Genomic DNA, 17,801 nt, shown 5'->3' on the forward strand with positions numbered 1-17,801 from the left:
CATGGACGGTTTTGTTCTCTCTCGCCCCGATCACAGCGTGGTCACCCGCGGCGTACGACGCAGCTTCGGTAGCTCCGACGCGGCCACCCACGCTTTGTCGGCAGGTACGACAAAGCTGATCGTCGGAGCGCTGCCCTTCGACCCCGCTGCCCCAACGGCGTTGTACGAACCTGCCGAGGCGACGATCGCGTCGCGGCCGTGGCAACCGGTCGATCCCCCGGCGCTGCCCACGACCAAGGTGGGCCGGGAGATCCCGTCGGCGTCGGAGCATCTTCGTCGAGTGGAAAAGTTGATCGGACGCCTCCGCAGCGGAGAAATCGACAAGGTTGTCGCGGCTCGCACTGTGGAACTTCGGACGCAGACTCCGATCTCCCCGACCGCGCTCGCCGCTCGCATGACGGCGCTCAATCCCGTCGCCAACACCTTTGCCGTCGACCTATCTGCTGCGGGAGCCGAATTCGAGGGCCACAGCCTGGTCGGCGCAACGCCCGAGGTATTGGTCAGTCGACGCGGGCGCGTCGTGACGTGTCGCCCGTTGGCCGGGACCACAAAGCGATCCGCCGACTCCGAACAAGACCGCGAGGCCGGCGAGAGCCTTCTGCGTTCGACGAAGAATCTGGCCGAGCACGCCTTCGTGACGGCGTGGATCCGCGAGGTCCTGCAACCGATGTGCAGTGATCTGTCGGTGCCGGCAACTCCCGAACTGACCAATACTCACGAGGTCTGGCACTTGGCCAGCCCGATCCGCGGCACGCTGCGAAACGACACCACTGCGCTCGACCTCGCCATGGCTCTGCATCCGACGCCCGCGCTGTGCGGAACACCCACCGATGCAGCACTGAAGGTCATCCGCGAGACCGAGGAACCGCGGCGTTTCTACGGCGGCGCCGTGGGATGGTGCGACGACGCCGGCGACGGTGATTGGGTGGTTGCCATCCGCTGCGCCGAGATCAGTGCAGACGGCCTCAGTGCCTGGGCCAGCGCGGGTGGCGGAATTGTCGCCGAATCGGATCCGCAGGACGAACTCGACGAGACGTCTACGAAACTGCGCACTCTGTTGACCGCGCTCGGTGCCGAAACCCTCGACTGACCAGCACGTCACGAGGGTAATCGTCCGGATTCTCGAGTGCGGGTGATACCTTGACCCGAGCAGTTCGTACGGGCCGGTAAGTCCGTCCGACCGCGAACGACCGACTAACGACCAATTGGGAGATCCGCGATGACGAAGTTCCTTGTCCCCGGTGTGGCCAGCGCTGTCATCGGTGCCGTTCTGGGTGCCGGCGTCATCTTCGGTGTCACGGCCGCCGCGTCGGACAACACTCGTCCCGAGATCGACCGCAGCGGAAACGCAGATTCTTCCGTGCTGAACCAGGTTGAGTACGGCAGCCGCTGAGAGCGCAGGCCTCGCGAGTTCCCGTTCTTCCGCCGACGCAGCGGTGTCTTCGGTAGACACCGCCCCGTCGGCAGAGCCCCTGTCGAAGCGGTGGCTGTTCGGCGCCTCCGTCGTAGCGTTTCTTCTCACTTTTCTGCAATCGCCGGGTCTGATCACCGCTGACACCAAGTACGACCTGACGCAGAATCCGTTCGGTTTTCTCGAACGCGCGTCGCATCAGTGGAGTAGTCAGGCCCCGCTCGGCCAGGTTCAGAACCAGGCCTATGGATATTTCTTTCCGCACGGGCCGTTCTTCGCGCTCGGCGAGTTGGCGAACGTTCCGCCGTGGATCACTCAGCGCGTCTGGTGGGCGCTGCTTCTGATCGCAGGTTTCTGGGGCATCATCCGAGTTGCAGAGGCTCTCGGTATCGGCAGCCGTAGTTCGCGCGTCATCGCAGCGGTTGCCTTTGTTCTTTCTCCCCGCGTGCTGACCACTCTCGGTTCGATTTCCTCGGAAACCCTGCCGATGATGTTGGCGCCGTGGGTGTTGTTGCCGGTGGTTCTGGCCTTCGGCCCTGTGCGTGGAAAAGGAGTCCCTGGACTCCCTAACCGCTCACGGGGGTTGAGGCGGTTGGCCGCGCAATCCGCGCTTGCCGTCGCCCTCATGGGTTCGATCAATGCCGTCGCCACCGCCGCAGCCTGCCTGGTCGCGATCAGCTGGTGGCTCTCGCACAAACCCAACCGAACGTGGCTGACGTTCACCGCATGGTGGGCGCTGTTCGTCGCACTCGGCACTCTCTGGTGGATCGTGCCGCTACTGCTGCTCGGCAAGATCAGCCCACCGTTCCTGGACTACATCGAGTCCGCCGGTGTCACCACTCAATGGGCGTCGCTCGCCGAGATACTGCGCGGCACGGACAGTTGGACCCCGTTCGTCTCCCCCGAACGCATTGCCGGCGCCGTTCTGGTCACCCAGCCCGCAGCAGTTGTCGCCACCGGTCTGGTTGCCGCTGCCGGCCTCGCCGGACTCTGCATGCGGTCCATGCCCGCTCGCGGCCGGCTGACGCTCATCCTGTTCGTCGGTATCACCGGTCTGGCCGCGGGGTACGTAGGTGAACTCAGCTCGCCGGTATCGGAGTCAGTGCGTCTGTTCCTCGACTCGGCGGGCGCGCCGCTGCGCAACGTCCACAAGCTCGAGCCGTTGGTCCGTCTACCGCTGGTGCTGGGACTCGCACACCTGCTGGCCAAAGTGCCGCTGCCGGGATCGGTTCCACTCGCCCGATGGCGGCGTGCGTTCGCCCATCCCGAGCGCGAACCGATGGTCGCACTGACCAGCCTGATCCTCGTCGCCCTCACCCTCTCGACGGCCTTGGCCTGGACGGGAAAGCTCGCTCCCCGCGGAGCGTATCCGGACGTCCCCTCGTACTGGAACGAAGCAGCACAGTGGCTCGAGGACAACACCTCCCCCGGATCGGAAGCCGAACGTGCCCTGGTCGTCCCGGGAGCGCCCTTCGGCAGCCAGGTCTGGGGCCTGACGCGTGACGAACCGCTTCAGGCGTTGGCGAGTACGCCGTGGGCGGTGCGTGACTCGGTCCCGCTGACCCCTCCCGGCGCCATCCGAGCGCTCGATTCGGTGCAACGTCTGATCGCCGACGGACGTCCGTCGGACGGCCTCGCGCAGACCTTGCTGGGGCAGGGCATCCACTATCTGGTGATGCGCAACGACCTCGACGGCGAAACGTCGCGCTCGGCCAGGCCGATACTCGTGCACCAGGCGGTCGAAGGCTCGCCGGGGATCGAGCGCGTCGCGCATTTCGGTGAAGACGACAGCCCCGAACCGATCGAAGGGCTGGTCGCGGACAGCGACCTGCGTCCCGGTTACCCGGCCATCGAGATCTTCGAGGTCACCGCGCCTGACGGCACCCCGGCGGTCAGTGGACCGTACTCCGTCGATCTGAACCAGGTTCCGCGCGTTCAAGGCGGTCCGGAATCTGCTGTGCGCCTTCACGAAAGCGGGCTGATCCCGGGGACCGGCCCGATGATTCTCGCCGCCGACGCCGAAGCTGCCGGACTGCCGGTCGATTCGGTCACCGTCACCGACACCCCACGCGATCGGGAAACCGATTTCGGTCAGGTCGACAACCACAGTTCCGCCCTGCGCACGCCCGACGACGCTCGTCGTACTTACAATCTGGTGCCCGACTACCCGGTTGCGAACACGCCTCTCGTGGAAGGCCGCTGGAGTGGCGCTTCGATCACCGTTTCCAGCGCAGCCTCCGACGCCACCCAGCTGGGCGGCACTTCACCGTCGAGCAGTCCGGCATCGACGGTCGACGGCGATCCGGCCACCGGCTGGTTCAGCAACGGAATCGAGCGTGCACTGGGCCAGTGGTTGCAGATCGACTTCGACACACCGATTTCCAGTGGCCTGCTCCATCTGACCACCAGCGCCGCGGCGATCGGCGCTCCGGTCAAATGGCTCGAGGTCTCGACACCGAACGGCAGCACGGCGGTGAAGGTGGAGCGTCCCGGTGAGCCCATCACCGTCTCGATCCCGGGCGGCAACACTCCGTGGGTACGCGTCACGGCGACTCACACCGAAAATGGATCGCCTGGAACACAGTTCGGCATCAGCGAACTCTCCGTCGAAGACTTCTCCGATCGCAGCGCGCCGAAGTCCGTCCCGATCCGTTTCGACACAGTCCTGCCGAGTACGCCGACGGGCGCATCCGTGAACGCCTGGGATTTGAGCCAGGAGTTCCCCGGCCGCAACGCGTGCGCCGACTCGACGGACCGCGTGCGGTGCAGCAATGCATTCATGGCGATACCCGAAGAGCCGAGCCGTTTCCAGCGCACGCTCACGGTGCCCGAAAACACAGTCGTTGCACCGACACTGACTGTCCGAGCGCGTCAGGGCAACGCCCTCGAAGACCTGCTTTCCGCCCCAGGCCGAATCACGGCTTCGGGTTCCAGCGACATCGGCGACACACGCGGATCTGCCTTCGCTGCCACCGACGGCGACGCACGCACCACGTGGTCGGCGCCGCAGAGCACCACCGAACCGGGCGGCCCGAAACCGACTCTGACTCTCAACCTTCCCGAACCCACCCTGGTCACCGGCCTGGACATCACACGGGGACTTGGCACCCTGCCCTCGCTGCCGACCAGCGTCGCGGTGAACCTCGGCAACGGACCGCAGGTTCGAGCGCTGCCCGACCTAGAAGACGAAACGCCTCGAACCAGTCGAGTTACCCTCTCCCCCTACGTCACCGACAAGATCGTCCTCAGCGTCACCGATTGGGAACCGGTCCTCGATCAGACGGCACTCGGCTTCGCCCAGGCGCAGCCCACCGGCCTCGCCGAGGTCGGCGTCGTCGGCGCAGACGGGACACCGATCGCCGGTTCCGGCGTGCAGGGCACAGACTCATTCGACAACCGCACCGTCACCGTCCCCTGTGGTGACGGTGCGACCATTTCGGTTGCCGGACAGCAGTTCCCTACCTCGATCACAGCGACGGCGGCCCAACTTCGCACCGGCGCACCGGTCGAGGCACGTGTGTGCGACCTGGACGCGTCGGCAACTTTGCCGGCGGGACAGCCTGAAGTAGTCGTCGAACCGGGCCCCGCATTCTCGGTCGACAATCTGAACTTGACGGCTGTCGGTCCTTCAGCCGCGCAACGGAATACACCGCTCGAATCGACCGCGTGGACGGCGAATCACCGGGAACTCACCGTCACGAACTCGTCCACCGATCAGTTGATCGTCAATCCCGAGAGCACCAGCATCGGCTGGATCGCCACGGCGCCGGACGGTTCCGAGCTGACGCCGGTGGTCGTGAACGGTTGGCAGCAGGGCTGGATCGCGCCGGCAGGCACCGCGGGAACCGTCACCATCGACTTCCCCAGCGACCGTTGGTACCGCCTCGGCATCTTCGGCGGGCTCGTGTTGCTGATCCCGCTGCTGTTCGCAGCTCTTGTCCCCACCCGCCGAGAACCCAAGCCGCTCATACCGCCCCGCCCGTGGCGCAGCGTCGCGGCAGGATGGGTGGGCGTGCTCGCGGCGGCCACCGTCATCGGCGGCGGAGTGGGAGCGGCGATCGCGGTCGTGTGCTCGATCCTCGGACTTGCCGCGCTGCGAATCTTCGGCCCGGCTCGGACCGCACGCATTCTGGTCGGCACTGCCGGCGTGGCCGCGATGATCGGCATCACGCTGCTCTCGACCGGACCGTGGCGGGCACCGGGCGGATACGTGGGCGACTCGTTCGCGATTCAGTTCTCGATGTTGGTGGCCTTGGTCGTGACCGGGTTGGCCGCGTTGCCCTTTGCCGGTTCACCGATGTGGCGACGCTTCTCCCACCGCGTCACCGCGACGCGCGCCGGTTCCTCCACCAAGGCGTAACTGGCCGAGGCCACAGCGACGCTCAGGACGACCGTGAGGGCCAGGACGTAGAAGAAGCTGCCCGAGAACGGAACTATGCCGAATACGGGGAACACAGCGTTCAATACGGCCAGGTGCCAGATGAACAGGCCGTAGGACCAGCGTCCGATTGCCAGCGCCAAAGGACTGGCCAGGAACCGATGCTGCGATTGATCGCGCAGAACCAGTGGCGCGATCAACGAGAAGCTGATGATCGCACCGAGTGCAATCTTGATCGCGTACTGCCACGGCTCCGGCCGCACCAGACCTTCGGGCCCGGCCAGATCGGTGCACGAGAGAACGAAGGCGACAAAGGCAATGAGGGTCAGGAGTACCCGACGGTGCGCGAGGCGATGCACCCATGTCGACGGGCCCACTGCCAGCTCGGCCAGCACCATGCCGGCGCCGAACCACGGCAGGTAGCCCGGCAACCAGTTGTCGTGGTGGATGGCGTCCGGCGTCGGAATCGGAATGAATGCCCACGCCAGGGCCAGCACCGACACTCCGAGCAGAAGCGGTAGCCGGTACCGGGCAGTGCCGCCGCGCAACCGCACCATCAGATACGCGAACAGTGGCAACAGAACGTAGAACGCCACCTCGACCGACAGGCTCCACATCTGCGTGAGCCCCTCGGTGAGCGTCAACGGCACGAAGACCTGTGCCAACCCGAGATTCGCGAGCCACACCTGGTAGCCCCCACCGGCGCCGGGCAGGAACAGCAGGATCAGGACCACCGCCACCCAGTACGCCGGCAGGATGCGCGTCGCGCGGGAGATCCAGTACCGGACCGTCGGCTGCGGCTGCCCGATTCCACGGGCCTTTGCCGCGTGCGGACGCCACAGCAGAAATCCGGACAAAGCAAAGAACACCGCTACGGCGAGGTCGAGTCGGCCGAACGCTCGCCCGATCGCGCCGGACTGCGCTTCTCCGGTCTGGAACGCGACATGGGTGACGAGGACGCCGAGCGCGGCCAATCCACGCATACCGTCCAAAGCCGGAACAAAGCCCCGAGCCTGTGGCGGGACCGTCTGAGAGGAATTCGTGGAACTGATCATCACGGATAAGTGTGCACCCCAGGCCGATTGAGGGAAACCACCAGGGACTCACAACAAAATGCCTGGCCAATTCATGCCCTCATGCGACAAACCGGGCCGGTGGACTGTTAGTGTTCTGCCACACATGGTGTCCATCGGGGGCCCCATGCGATCTGCGCAGCTCATATTGTGCCGGTTGGGGAACCTCGAAAGACTTAACGGGTTAGGAGTCACAGCATGGCGGAACGCTCAGGGCCGAGCCGGATACTTCCTTGCATTCTGGTGGGCCTCGGTGCCTTCCTTTTGGCCATCGCCATCCTCATTCCTACCTACACGGTAGGCAAGCTGGAGAAGACGCCACTCGACCTCGAGGTGACCACCGTCGCCACAGGCACCGGTAGCGTCCTCAACTCGGCGGCCCTCCTCGCCGGTAAGGCACAGGTCGACAACAACGTGCCGATCGTCGCTCAGCGCTACGTCACCACGCAGGACCCGTCCGACGCCGACATCATCACCGTCGAAGCCGGCCAGACGGTCCGTCGTACCGACAAGCAGGGCGATACCGGGCTGCTGACCGCAACCCTGGACCGCGTCACGCTCGATCGCGTCAGCTCGATGCCGACCAACGATCCGGTCGGAACCGTCCAGACCTCCAGCGACCAGCCCGCCGAAGAAGTTTCCCGCGACGGTCTGCAGTACAAGTTCCCGTTCAACACGGAACAGAAGAGCTACCCCTACTTCGACCTGAACGCTCGCGCCACGAAGGACATCGACTTCGTCGAAGAGACCGAGATCAACGGTCTGAAGGTGTACCACTTCCAGCAGACGATCGATCCCGTCGACCTGTCGAAGGTCGTCAACTCCCCCACCAACAAGCTGAGCCTGCCCGCCGACACCTGGGGCGTTCCCGGTGGCGCTACTCCGATCACGATGACGCGTTGGTACACCAACGTCCGTGACCTGTGGGTCGAGCCCAAGACCGGCGTTGTCGTCAAGGGCCAGGAGCAGTTGCACCAGTACTACGGACGCAACAAGGATGCCGTCGACGTCGAGGTTCTCAAGGTCACGCTGCCCTTCGACGAAGCCACCATCGAGTACCAGGTCCAGCAGGCCCGTGACGGCATGGACAAGCTCTCGCTGTTCGGCCGCACCGTCCCGATCGTGGCAGGTGTCCTCGGTGTCATCGCACTGATCGCCGGTATCTTCCTCGGGATTCGCAGCGGCAAGGGCGGAACCCCGGCCCGCGCTGCACACGGCGGAACGAACCAGAATCCCAGCGGCCAGGGCTCGCTCGAGCCGGCTCCGGGTGAGCACGACTGGACCTCGGACGACACCCAGGTGATCCCGCGTCCGGATCTGCGCAAGGACTGATTCAGGCAGTAAGCAGAGCGCCCCTTCCACACGGAAGGGGCGCTCTGCTTCGTTTCGGGACTTTGTTGCCGGATCGGCGTACGGATTGGCGCAACGGGTCGTTCCCTCCGCGTGGTCGCGGGCCTACCGTTTTCTGGAAGTCCAGACCACCCCCGAACACGAGGAGCCACATGCCCGCATCAACAGTTCTGGGTTCGCACATCTGTGTCAGCGATCTGACGCGACGGAGATTTGTTGTCGGCAGTGCTGCATTCTCCGGGCTGTTCGCCGCCGGTTGCGCACGATCTGCCGGTACCGAGGGCGATGCAGCCGGGATGCGCACGGTCACGACCTCGCTCGGAACCTACGACATTCCGGTGACCCCGAAGCGCGTCGTCGCCATCGACTCCCGACTCGACCTCGAACCGGCCGTCGCGATGGGCCTGCCGGTCATCGCGTACAGCTTCGACGCCGCCGAACCGTGGGTTCCGGCCGATCCCACGGCGCAGGTGTTCGAGGCACCGGTCAACGTCGAGGCAATTCTCGCGCTGGAACCGGACCTGATCATCTGCACCGACATCGGTGAGGCCTCCGACATGTGGCCGCTGCAGCAGTTGAGCCAGACGGCTCCTGTGCTTCCGATGGACTTCACCCGTCCGTGGCGCGAGAATATCGACCAGTTGGCGAGTTGGCTGAATCGCACCGAGAACCCCGAGGTCCGTCAGGTCATCGGAGCGTACGAGGACAAGGCAGCCGGACTGAAGGAACGCCACGCCCAGAGTTTGGCGAGCAAGCAGATCGTGCTGCTGAACTACGTGAATCAGAAGGTCAACGGCGTCAACCGTAAGGGCATCTCCACGCAGGTGGCCGAGGACCTCGGCGTGCGACTCCAGTGGCCGGTCGAGGGACAGAAGGAGATCTCCACCGAAAACCTCGTGACTGCCCTCGACTCTGCCGACGGAATGATCGTCACCACCGCGCCCGGTGTGGATCCCGTCAGTGACGACCGTGCGATGTGGAACCGTATCCGCGCAGTACAAGGCGACAACGTCGTCTACACGGGTGGAAACATCAACTACGGATCCGTCTACACCGCGATGCGTACGCTCGACTACTTCGACGATTTGTTCACGCGTCTGGAGAACTGACGCCGCTGTGAGGTGCCGGCCCGGCGCGGTCGGCACTTCGCACCGCGGCGACGGACACCGCCAACGCCGTCGTCGACGCAACCACGACGGCGACGCCGATCAACTCTCCCGGCGTCTTCGCCCACACGAGCATGACCGTCGCCTCCACGGCCAGTCCTGCCCACGCCAGAAGGGCCACTCGCGTGCGTTCTGACGCGATTGCGGACAGCAAGGCACCCTGGAGTACCGCCAGCGCTGCACCGTGCAGGGCGAAGGCCCACAGCATCGGAGCCACGGCGGCGTATGCCTCGCCCACGAGCATCGGCACCAGCGGGCCGGCAACCGCCGCTCCCAGAACCAACACGGCGCCGATACCGACGAGCACTGCCAACGCCGAGCGAACCGCCTGCGCCGAGTGCGCCGGATTCGCCATCTTCGGGTACAGCACGACGCCCACCGCCTGTGGTAGCCAGAACGCCACCTTCGTCGCGACGGCGCCGAGTGCGTATACACCGGCGTCGTATTCGCTGAGGACGACGCGGACGATCAGCAGGTCCAGCGAAGACAACGCGATCAGCGCGAGCTGAACCTGCGACGCCGCGAGCACGGAGACAACCCCGATCCGCACCGGACGGTCCTCGCTCGCCGAGACGGTTCGGTCGACCACTCGAACTATCGCCACCAGCAACGCAGTTCCGGCCGCGCCCGCGACCAAGGCGGCGCCTGCTCCGCCGCCGAATGCCAGAACGATCACTGCCGGAAGGACTTTCATCACCCCGGCCCCGGCCAGTACGGCGCTGAGAGTGCCGAATCGACCGTGCCCCTGCAACAAACCCTGCTCCGTGGCCAGCAGAACCAACATGGGCGCGGTCACCAAGGCCGAGAACGCCGCCACGATTCCGGTGTCGAGTAGCCATGCCATCGCCGGAGCGAGCGCCACCGCGAGAACGGCGACGATCGCGGTGCATCGATACCCCAACGACCGCAACGCATCTGTGCTCTTGCCACGCACCGCCTCGCGGGCGACCACCGTCTGCAACGCCAAAGCCGGAACCGCAAGTACCAACTGGGCGGCAAGCAGACTCGCGAACTCTCCGTAGCCGACCGGACCCAACCATCGGCTGGCCAACCATGCCAACAGGTACGACGCGACGTTAGCGGTCATCGATCCCACCAAAACCATGCCGACCCCGGCCGCGGCGGCGCGATCGAGTGGTTGGCGAGGCATGGCAGTAATGATGCACCACGTATCGTGCGCGTCATGACAGTGCAAGCCGGATACCGCCGACGCCTGCCTGCGGCGTACAGCCTGGCGCTGGCACTGTTGATCCTCGGACCGCTGCTCGGCCCCGGCTACCTCCTGCTGCGCGACGCCGTCAGCACGCCGCGCTCGTACCTGACCGACTCCGCCCTCGGACTCACCGACGCCGCAGCCCGCGCTGTTCCCCAGGACGCGCTGATCGCAGCGTTGAGCACCGTGATCGACGGCGGACTGGTGGTCAAGTTCATCCTGCTCGTGGCGCTCTGGCTCGCCGGCTGGGGTGCGGCGCGCATGGTCGCCGTCCTGCTGCCGACGGCCGGTGTCGGTCCACAACTGGTCGCGTCGACGGTAATGCTCTGGAACCCCTACGTGGCCGAGCGCCTGTTGCAAGGACATTGGAGCCTGCTGACCGGATATGCCGCACTGCCGTGGATCGTGTGTGCCGGGATCGGAGTTCGCCGAGCCACGCCCGGGTCCTGGTGGGCGTTGGCCGCGTCACTTGCATTCGCGGGCCTGACACCTACCGGCGCTCTGCTCGCTCTGACGGCCGCGCTGGTGGTGGTTGCCACCCCAGGAGGCCGAACCTCGGCCATGCGGCGTGTCGGCGGCGCTATCGGGCTGTTCCTCGTCGCCGCCTCGCCGTGGTTGGTCGCCACCTTCGTATCCGGAGCAGCCGGCGACGGTTCCGATCCGGCGGGAGTCGCCGCCTTTGCCGCCCGAGCGGAACCGGGCCTCGCGACACTCGGCAGCCTCGCCGGTCTCGGCGGTATCTGGAATTCGGCAGCGATACCGTCCACGCGCACAACACTCTTCGCGTTGGCCGGAACAGTTCTTCTACTTGTCGTGGTGTTTACCGGTGTGCCCGCTCTATGGCGCCGACGCCGGAACCCCGTTGTCAGTGGACTCGGCGCGCTGGCCCTGTGTGCGGTGCTCGCTCCGACCCTGGGCGCCACTCCGTGGGGGCTCGACGTCGGCCGATGGTCGGTCGAGGTTTTCACCGGGGCCGGGCTGCTGCGTGACGCGCAGAAGTGGGTCGCGCTGGCCGTACCGTTCTACGCACTCGCTGCCGCCGCCGCGGTGATGTGGGCGGGCAATCGGTTCTCCCTTCCCCGCCCGACATTCTCGATCGCCGCCGTCGTGGTGACGATCGTGGCGCTACCGGATCTGGTGTGGGGCGTCGGCGGCGCGTTGAAGCCCGTGCACTATCCCGGGTCCTGGACCGTGGTGGCCGAGCAACTACGAGACGAAACCGGTGACGTTGCAGTGCTTCCCGCCGGGATGTTCCGTGCCTTCCCCTACAGCGGTGATGCGCCGGTACTCGACCCAGCACCACGCTTCCTGCCCCTCGACGTGCTGCAGACCGGCCAACTGGTGGTTGCCGGTGGTGCTGTCGGCGGTGAAGGAACCCGGGCCACCCAGGTCGAGGATCTGCTGCTTGCCGGCGGGAGTCCTACGCAGTTGGCCGATCTCGGAGTCGGATGGGTACTGATCGAGCGTGAGACACCAGGCCAACTCGGCAAGGCGGCAGCGACACTCGACGGCTTGGAACAGGTCTTCGCCGACAACGATCTCGAGCTCTACCGGGTACCGGGAGATGTTGCCGCGCAGGAAGCGTCGACCGATGCCCGAACGGCCGTCATAGTTGCGCATCTCGCCTGGATACTGATGGGCGTGATCGCGCTGATCTCAGTCGGACTGAACCAGAACCGAATTCGACTCGCGCGGCGCGGCCAATCCTGAGACCCACCGACCGTCCTTGTGTGCGGTCAGCACCTCGAGCACTCCGGTGCCGGTCTGCTCCCAGGAGAACTCGCCGGACCACACGCGAGCTTTCTCACCGAGCACCGTGCGGAGTTCGTGGTCGCGGAGCAGGGTGCCTGCAGCCTGCGTCAGATCGGCGATGTCACCGTCGCCGGCGTGCTCACCGCCGACCAACAGCCCGGTCACTCCGTCGACGATAGAGTCGGTCAGACCTTTGGAACTGCGGTAGCCGATCGTCGGAACACCGTGCTGCGCAGCCTCGATGACCGCCAGGCCCCATCCTTCCTTCCGTGAAGGCATGAGGTGAATCCACGACTGCGCAAGGAGTTCATGTTTACGGGCCTCGTCGACGTGACCGTAGAACGAGACGGCGTCACCGATTCCCAACTCTGCGGCGCGATCTCGCAGGTTCTGCTCCCACCAACCGCCACCGATGACGTCGAGATGGATGTCCGGAAGCGTCGGACGCAGAGCTGCGACTGCCTCGAGTGCGTCCTCGATCTGCTTGTGCGGCACCAGTCGTGAGAGAACCGAGATGGTGGGACGCTCGGCCCTGGTGATCGATCCGCCCGCGTCGACGCCGACGGGGAGTCGATCGGCACCGTTGCGCACCACGGCAATTCGTTCGCGCTCGACACCGAGGTCCACCAATTCTTCGGCCGAAGGAAGCGACACCGTCAGATACTGGCTACGTCGATGGGTGCGCGGTGACAATCGCGATTCGACCCACCAGCCGATCCGACCGACGAGCTTGCCTGCCACCGGCCATTGTTCACGATGGCAGTGATGGACCAGAAGCGTGACCGGCGCACCCGCCACGGTCTTCGAGAAGAAGGGGATGCCGTTCTGGGTGTCGATCACCGCGTCGGGGTGAATGCCCTTGAGCGATCCGAAACCCAGACGTCCGGCAGCAATGGCAGCCAGAGCGCGGGGGTACACGCTGAAGCGACCACCGGCCCGGCTGATGGTGATGCCGTCGCGAACCTCCGACGCCGGCGCCCCGGGATACGACGCCGTCCGCAGCGTCACCTTGATGCCGCGCTCGGCCAACTGGGATCCGACCTGCTCGAGGTAACGCTCGCTTCCACCGCCCTGGGGATGCCCGGTATCGCGCCAGCAGAGCAACAGAACCTCGCGCACGTGCGTTACTCCCTGAGTTGGTCGGTGGCCACCCCGGTTCGGGCGATCCTGCGGGATGCCCCGCCTGACCGGCCGGTAACCCTGCCGAACACCCTAACTGTTCGAGCGTCCGTATTGCCGCGCTCCTGACGGTGTTCGTGGACCGGGCGGCCCAGTGGCTAAAGTTGCTACCCGTGACCAAGCCCGCAGTGACCCGCATTTTCGGCCGACGGGCAACCCTGAAACGCTCGTTCGGCCTGCTCAGCGACTTCCGCCACGAGCAGTCCGCGCCCGATATCTTCTACGGCGCGCTCGCGCGCGACTCCGTCGAATTAATCTCGGACCTGCACGAAGGTCACACCGGACGATCCCTCGACGGTCTCACCGTCCTCGACGTGGGCGGCGGTCCGGGCTATTTCGCGGAGGTCTTTCAAGCCGCAGGTGCCCGCTACATTCCCGTCGAACCCGATCCTTCGGAGATGCACGCCGCGGGTCTGACGGTGGGCGGCGCGGTGCGTGGATCGGGTTTGGCACTGCCGTTCCTGGACTCGTCCGTGGACATCTGCTTCTCCTCCAACGTGGCCGAACACGTCAGTGAACCCTGGCTGATGGCCGAGGAAATGCTGCGGGTGACCAAGCCCGGCGGCTTGATGGTTCTCTCGTACACCCTGTGGTGGGGTCCGTTCGGCGGCCACGAAACCGGACCGTGGCATGCCCTGGGCGGCGAGTACGCGGCCAAGCGGTACCTCCGCAAGACCGGACGCGAACCGAAGAACAGATTCGGGGTGTCGTTGTTCAAAGTCGGCGCCACCGACGGCTTACGCTGGGCCCGTGGAACCAGCCAGGGCACATTGCTCGCCGCGATCCCCCGCTACCACCCGTCGTGGGCGTGGTGGATGGTCCGAGTCCCCGGCCTGCGGGAGTTCCTGGTGAGCAACCTCGTCGTGGTTCTCGAAAAGCGATAGCGACATGCGCCTCGCACTCGACATCGGTGGCACCAAGATGGCTGCCGGCGTCGTGTCCGAGGACGGCCGTGTTCCCGTAGTCGACAGCGTTCCGACGCCGCAGACCGACCCGTGGGGAGCGTGTGCGGCGCTGCTCGAGCGAGTCGCCGACGGCCGAGACGTCGACGGTGTGGGCATCGCGTGCGCCGGGCCGGTGGACACCGTCGCCGGCGTCGTCGCTCCCATCAACATCTCCGAGTGGGCACAGGGATTCGAGCTGGTCGCGGGCGTCCGCAGCGTCTTTCCCGACGCCGGAACCGCCCTCGCCATGGACGGAGCCGCAGCGGCTTTGGCGGAGTTCCACCACGGCGCCGGACGCGGGACCCCGAACCTCCTGAGCCTGGTCGTCTCGACGGGAATCGGCGGCGGAATCGTTCTCGGCGGCGAGATTGCTCGGGGTCGCACGGGGAACGCCGGTCACATCGGCCACCTCGTCGTTCGAGGCTCTGCCGAACCGTGCAGCTGCGGGGGCGTCGGTTGCCTCGAGACGGTGGCCAGTGGGCCCGCCGCGGTGCGATGGGCTCGTAGCCAGGGATGGACGGGCACCACCGGCCGTCAGCTCGCCGAGAGCGCACACAGCGGGGACACGATCGCCGTGGACGCACTTCGCCGCGCCGGCACGGCACTCGGTGGTGCCATCGCCTCGGCGGCCGCCCTCCTGGATGTGGACCTCGCGGTGATCGGCGGCGGTTTCGCCCAGTCGGGTACATCGCTGTGGGAACCGATGCTCGACGCGGCTGCCCGACATGCCCGTTTGTCGTTCATCGAAGGGCTCCGGATCGTTCTCGCCGAGCTGGGTGGCACCGGAACTCTGACCGGCGCGGGCTTGCTCTCGCTCACCGCCGTTATCTGACACGCGTTCTTCCCCGATAAATCCGCAGGGAGTCCCACTAAACGGGTGCCACCTGTTCCCAATTTCTGTAACGTGTTTTAGTGTTCTGACTCACACCGTTACGGGCATTGCACGTGACGCCTACGGGAAGGAGGTGACCGTGAGCCCAGACGCTTCCTCATCTGACGTTGCCTCGACCGCTTCTTCGACAGATGAAGCCGAGCATCACGCCCAGGTCGCCCGACCGAGCGATTCCCTCCGCGACACCGAAGACCTCCGTGAGCGACTGGAACGGTGGATGGCCGGGAAGGTGCCGAGCGGATCTTCCGTGACCGTCGCCGACGTCACCTTGCCCGCAGCCAACGGCATGTCCAGTGAAACCATTCTTTTCGACGCCACCTGGGACGGCGATCATCATCCCTTGGTCGCCCGGGTGGCGCCGACGGAATCGACCATGCCGGTGTTTCCGACGTACGACCTCGAATCCCAGTTCCGCACCATGGCTCAGGTGCGAGAGCATTCGGCGGTGCCCGTGCCTGCGGTGTACTGGTCAGAGTCCGATCCGGACGCGTTGGGTGCCCCGTTCTTCGTGATGGAACGAATCTCCGGCGACGTGCCGCCCGACGTCATGCCGTACAACTTCGGATCTTGGGTCACCGAAGCGTCCCCCGAGCAGCGAAATAGCCTCCAGCGCAGCTCGGTCGGCGTCCTGGCTCAATTGCACGCCATCGACAAGCCTTGTGAGCGTTTCGACTTCCTCCGACTCCCGAATTCGGGAACGACTGCACGAGAAGCATTCACGGCGCACATCGCCGAGCAGCGCGCGTACTACGAGTGGGTGGTTTCCGACGGCGTCAGATCACCGCTCATCGAACGTGCCCTCGACTGGATCGAGGAGAACAATCCCGCGGACGATTCTCCGGCGGTGCTCTGTTGGGGCGACTCGCGCATCGGCAACGTCATGTACCAGGACTTCGCGCCGGTAGCCGTACTCGACTGGGAAATGGCAACTCTCGGCCCACGAGAGATGGATCTGGGCTGGATGGCATTTCTGCACAGGTTTTTCGAGGACATCGCCGGACTGGCCAACCTACCCGGCCTTCCCGACTTCCTTCGACTGCCGGATCTCGCGCAGACCTACGCCGAGATCACCGGCCACACCCCACACGATCTGGAGTTCTACGTTACCTACGCCGCACTGCGCCAGGCGGTGATCATGTGGCGAATCCAGGCCCGCGCCATAGCTTTCGGGCAGTCGCAGCGCCCCGAAGACCCTGACGACATGATCATGCACCGCGCTTCGCTCGCCGCGATGCTCGACGGTACCTACTGGGAGAGGTTGGCCTGAGATGCTGTCACCGATGGACGACTATCCCGTTCACCAGATCGCCGAACCGATCCGTCACGTAGCCACCTCGGATCGAAACTTCTACGACCGCTACTACTTCAACTGCTACCCCACCGAATCCCCCGACGTGTTCCTCATCGTCGGACTCGGCCAGTACCCCAACCTCGGCGTCATGGACGCATTCGCAGTGCTTCGCCGCGGCGACGACCACATCGTTGCTCGCATGTCGAAGGCTCTGGGCGCCGACCGTACCGACACCACCGTCGGACCTTTGCGCATCGAAGTGCTCGAAGGACTGCAGAAGCTCCGCGTCGTCCTCGAGCCGGGCAGCGACTACGATCTCTCCTTCGACATCACCTTCGATGCCACCATCCCGGCAGCGCTCGAGCCCAAGCACTTTCGCCGCCAACTCGAACGAGTCACGTTCGACACCTCACGCTTCCTGCAGACCGGAACCTGGACCGGATCGCTCACCGTCGACGGGGAGGACCTCGCGATCGATCCCACGACATGGCGGGGAAACCGCGACCGCTCGTGGGGCGTGCGCCCGGTCGGAGAAGCCGAACCGCAAGGCAGACGCGCCGTCGACGGAATCCAGAACTTCTTCTGGATCTATGCGGTCATGCAGTTCGACGAGTTCACGATTTCGGTGATCATGCAGGAAGACGAACAGGGCAGGCGCATCGTCGAAGAAGCCATGCGGGTGTGGCCGGACGAAGCCAGGGACAACGAATGGCTCGGCCGGCCCGAACACGAGTTGACGTTCTGCCCCGACACCCGCGACGTCACCGGAGCGATCGTCACCTTCCACCGGCCGGGCGGTGCGGTGAAGTCCTCACCGTCACCTGCGAACTGTTGCTGGCCAACTACATCGGAATCGGCACCGGCTACGGACTCGAACAGGACTGGCGTCACGGAATGTGGCAGGGCGAACTCGTCGTACAGGGACTGCGCCACAAGGTCCACGAGATCGAACCGTTCCAACGCATGTTCTCCCCCGTCGACAATCTCGCGTCCTTCACGCTCACCGAAGGCGCGAACACCCATACCGGCACCGGTCTCTTCGAGGTAGCCGCCATCGGACCGCACGAGAAATACGGATTCACCAGTTTCACCGACACCGCACAGGCAGACGACGCGTATGCCCTCGCGGCGACCGACAACACCGAGGAATGA

11 protein-coding genes and 2 pseudogenes are annotated in these 17,801 nt (G+C 65.5%); 10 read left to right on the forward strand and 3 right to left on the reverse strand.

Features of this window, described 5'->3' with window-relative positions; translation table 11 throughout:
* Position 1 precedes the first annotated feature (1 nt).
* The 3 genes from V3587_RS09855 to V3587_RS09865 all read left to right on the forward strand — a co-directional run bounded on the left by V3587_RS09855 (position 2) and on the right by V3587_RS09865 (position 5,771).
* A complete protein-coding gene (locus tag V3587_RS09855) occupies positions 2–1,090 on the forward strand; it encodes an isochorismate synthase (protein WP_283376652.1) in 1,089 nt (362 codons plus the stop codon).
* Between the two features lie 129 nt (positions 1,091–1,219).
* Positions 1,220–1,393: a DUF2613 domain-containing protein gene (locus V3587_RS09860; protein WP_003945488.1), complete on the forward strand. Its 174-nt coding sequence runs from the start codon at positions 1,220–1,222 to the stop codon at positions 1,391–1,393.
* Between the two features lie 43 nt (positions 1,394–1,436).
* Positions 1,437–5,771 (forward strand): alpha-(1->3)-arabinofuranosyltransferase, encoded by a 4,335-nt coding sequence (locus V3587_RS09865; protein ID WP_317829745.1) that lies wholly within the window; start codon positions 1,437–1,439, stop codon positions 5,769–5,771.
* A gap of 23 nt (positions 5,772–5,794) precedes the next feature.
* On the opposite strand, the pseudogene V3587_RS09870 reads toward V3587_RS09865, so the two are convergent.
* A pseudogene (locus V3587_RS09870) lies at positions 5,795–6,844 on the reverse strand (acyltransferase family protein); the annotation flags it as partial.
* A 216-nt stretch (positions 6,845–7,060) separates the two neighbouring features.
* Here V3587_RS09870 and V3587_RS09875 point away from each other — a divergent pair.
* Together V3587_RS09875 and V3587_RS09880 are read left to right on the forward strand one after the other, a co-directional pair.
* Complete coding sequence (locus tag V3587_RS09875; RefSeq protein ID WP_283376650.1) at positions 7,061–8,194, forward strand: DUF3068 domain-containing protein; 1,134 nt, start codon at positions 7,061–7,063, stop codon at positions 8,192–8,194.
* 170 nt (positions 8,195–8,364) lie between these two features.
* On the forward strand, positions 8,365–9,321 hold the full coding sequence (locus tag V3587_RS09880; protein WP_054827952.1) for an ABC transporter substrate-binding protein: 957 nt from the start codon (positions 8,365–8,367) through the stop codon (positions 9,319–9,321).
* On the opposite strand, the gene V3587_RS09885 is transcribed toward V3587_RS09880, so the two are convergent.
* Entirely contained in the window at positions 9,302–10,528 is a 1,227-nt protein-coding gene (locus V3587_RS09885) for a lipopolysaccharide biosynthesis protein (protein ID WP_283376649.1), read from the reverse strand. The two genes, V3587_RS09880 and V3587_RS09885, sit on opposite strands and share 20 nt — an antisense overlap.
* 33 nt (positions 10,529–10,561) lie before the next feature.
* Between V3587_RS09885 and V3587_RS09890 the strand changes: the two genes are divergently transcribed.
* Positions 10,562–12,301: a hypothetical protein gene (locus tag V3587_RS09890; protein ID WP_283376648.1), complete on the forward strand. Its 1,740-nt coding sequence runs from the start codon at positions 10,562–10,564 to the stop codon at positions 12,299–12,301.
* Here V3587_RS09890 and V3587_RS09895 read toward each other — a convergent pair.
* Positions 12,248–13,462: a glycosyltransferase family 4 protein gene (locus V3587_RS09895; protein ID WP_200313598.1), complete on the reverse strand. Its 1,215-nt coding sequence runs from the start codon at positions 13,460–13,462 to the stop codon at positions 12,248–12,250. The genes V3587_RS09890 and V3587_RS09895 overlap by 54 nt on opposite strands.
* A gap of 173 nt (positions 13,463–13,635) precedes the next feature.
* Between V3587_RS09895 and V3587_RS09900 the strand changes: the two genes are divergently transcribed.
* From V3587_RS09900 to V3587_RS09915, 4 genes and pseudogenes are all read left to right on the forward strand, one after another.
* Positions 13,636–14,406, forward strand: coding sequence for a class I SAM-dependent methyltransferase (locus tag V3587_RS09900; protein WP_003945692.1), 771 nt, complete (start codon positions 13,636–13,638; stop codon positions 14,404–14,406).
* 4 nt (positions 14,407–14,410) lie between these two features.
* Positions 14,411–15,298: an ROK family protein gene (locus V3587_RS09905; protein ID WP_283376647.1), complete on the forward strand. Its 888-nt coding sequence runs from the start codon at positions 14,411–14,413 to the stop codon at positions 15,296–15,298.
* A gap of 139 nt (positions 15,299–15,437) precedes the next feature.
* The gene (locus V3587_RS09910; RefSeq protein ID WP_235171401.1) at positions 15,438–16,625 is read left to right on the forward strand and encodes a phosphotransferase family protein; all 1,188 of its coding nucleotides are present in this window, start codon (positions 15,438–15,440) and stop codon (positions 16,623–16,625) included.
* A 1-nt stretch (position 16,626) separates the two neighbouring features.
* A pseudogene (locus V3587_RS09915) lies at positions 16,627–17,801 on the forward strand (hypothetical protein).

Source organism: Rhodococcus sp. IEGM 1306 (assembly GCF_036541985.1).
Lineage (GTDB): Bacteria > Actinomycetota > Actinomycetes > Mycobacteriales > Mycobacteriaceae > Rhodococcus_F > Rhodococcus_F qingshengii.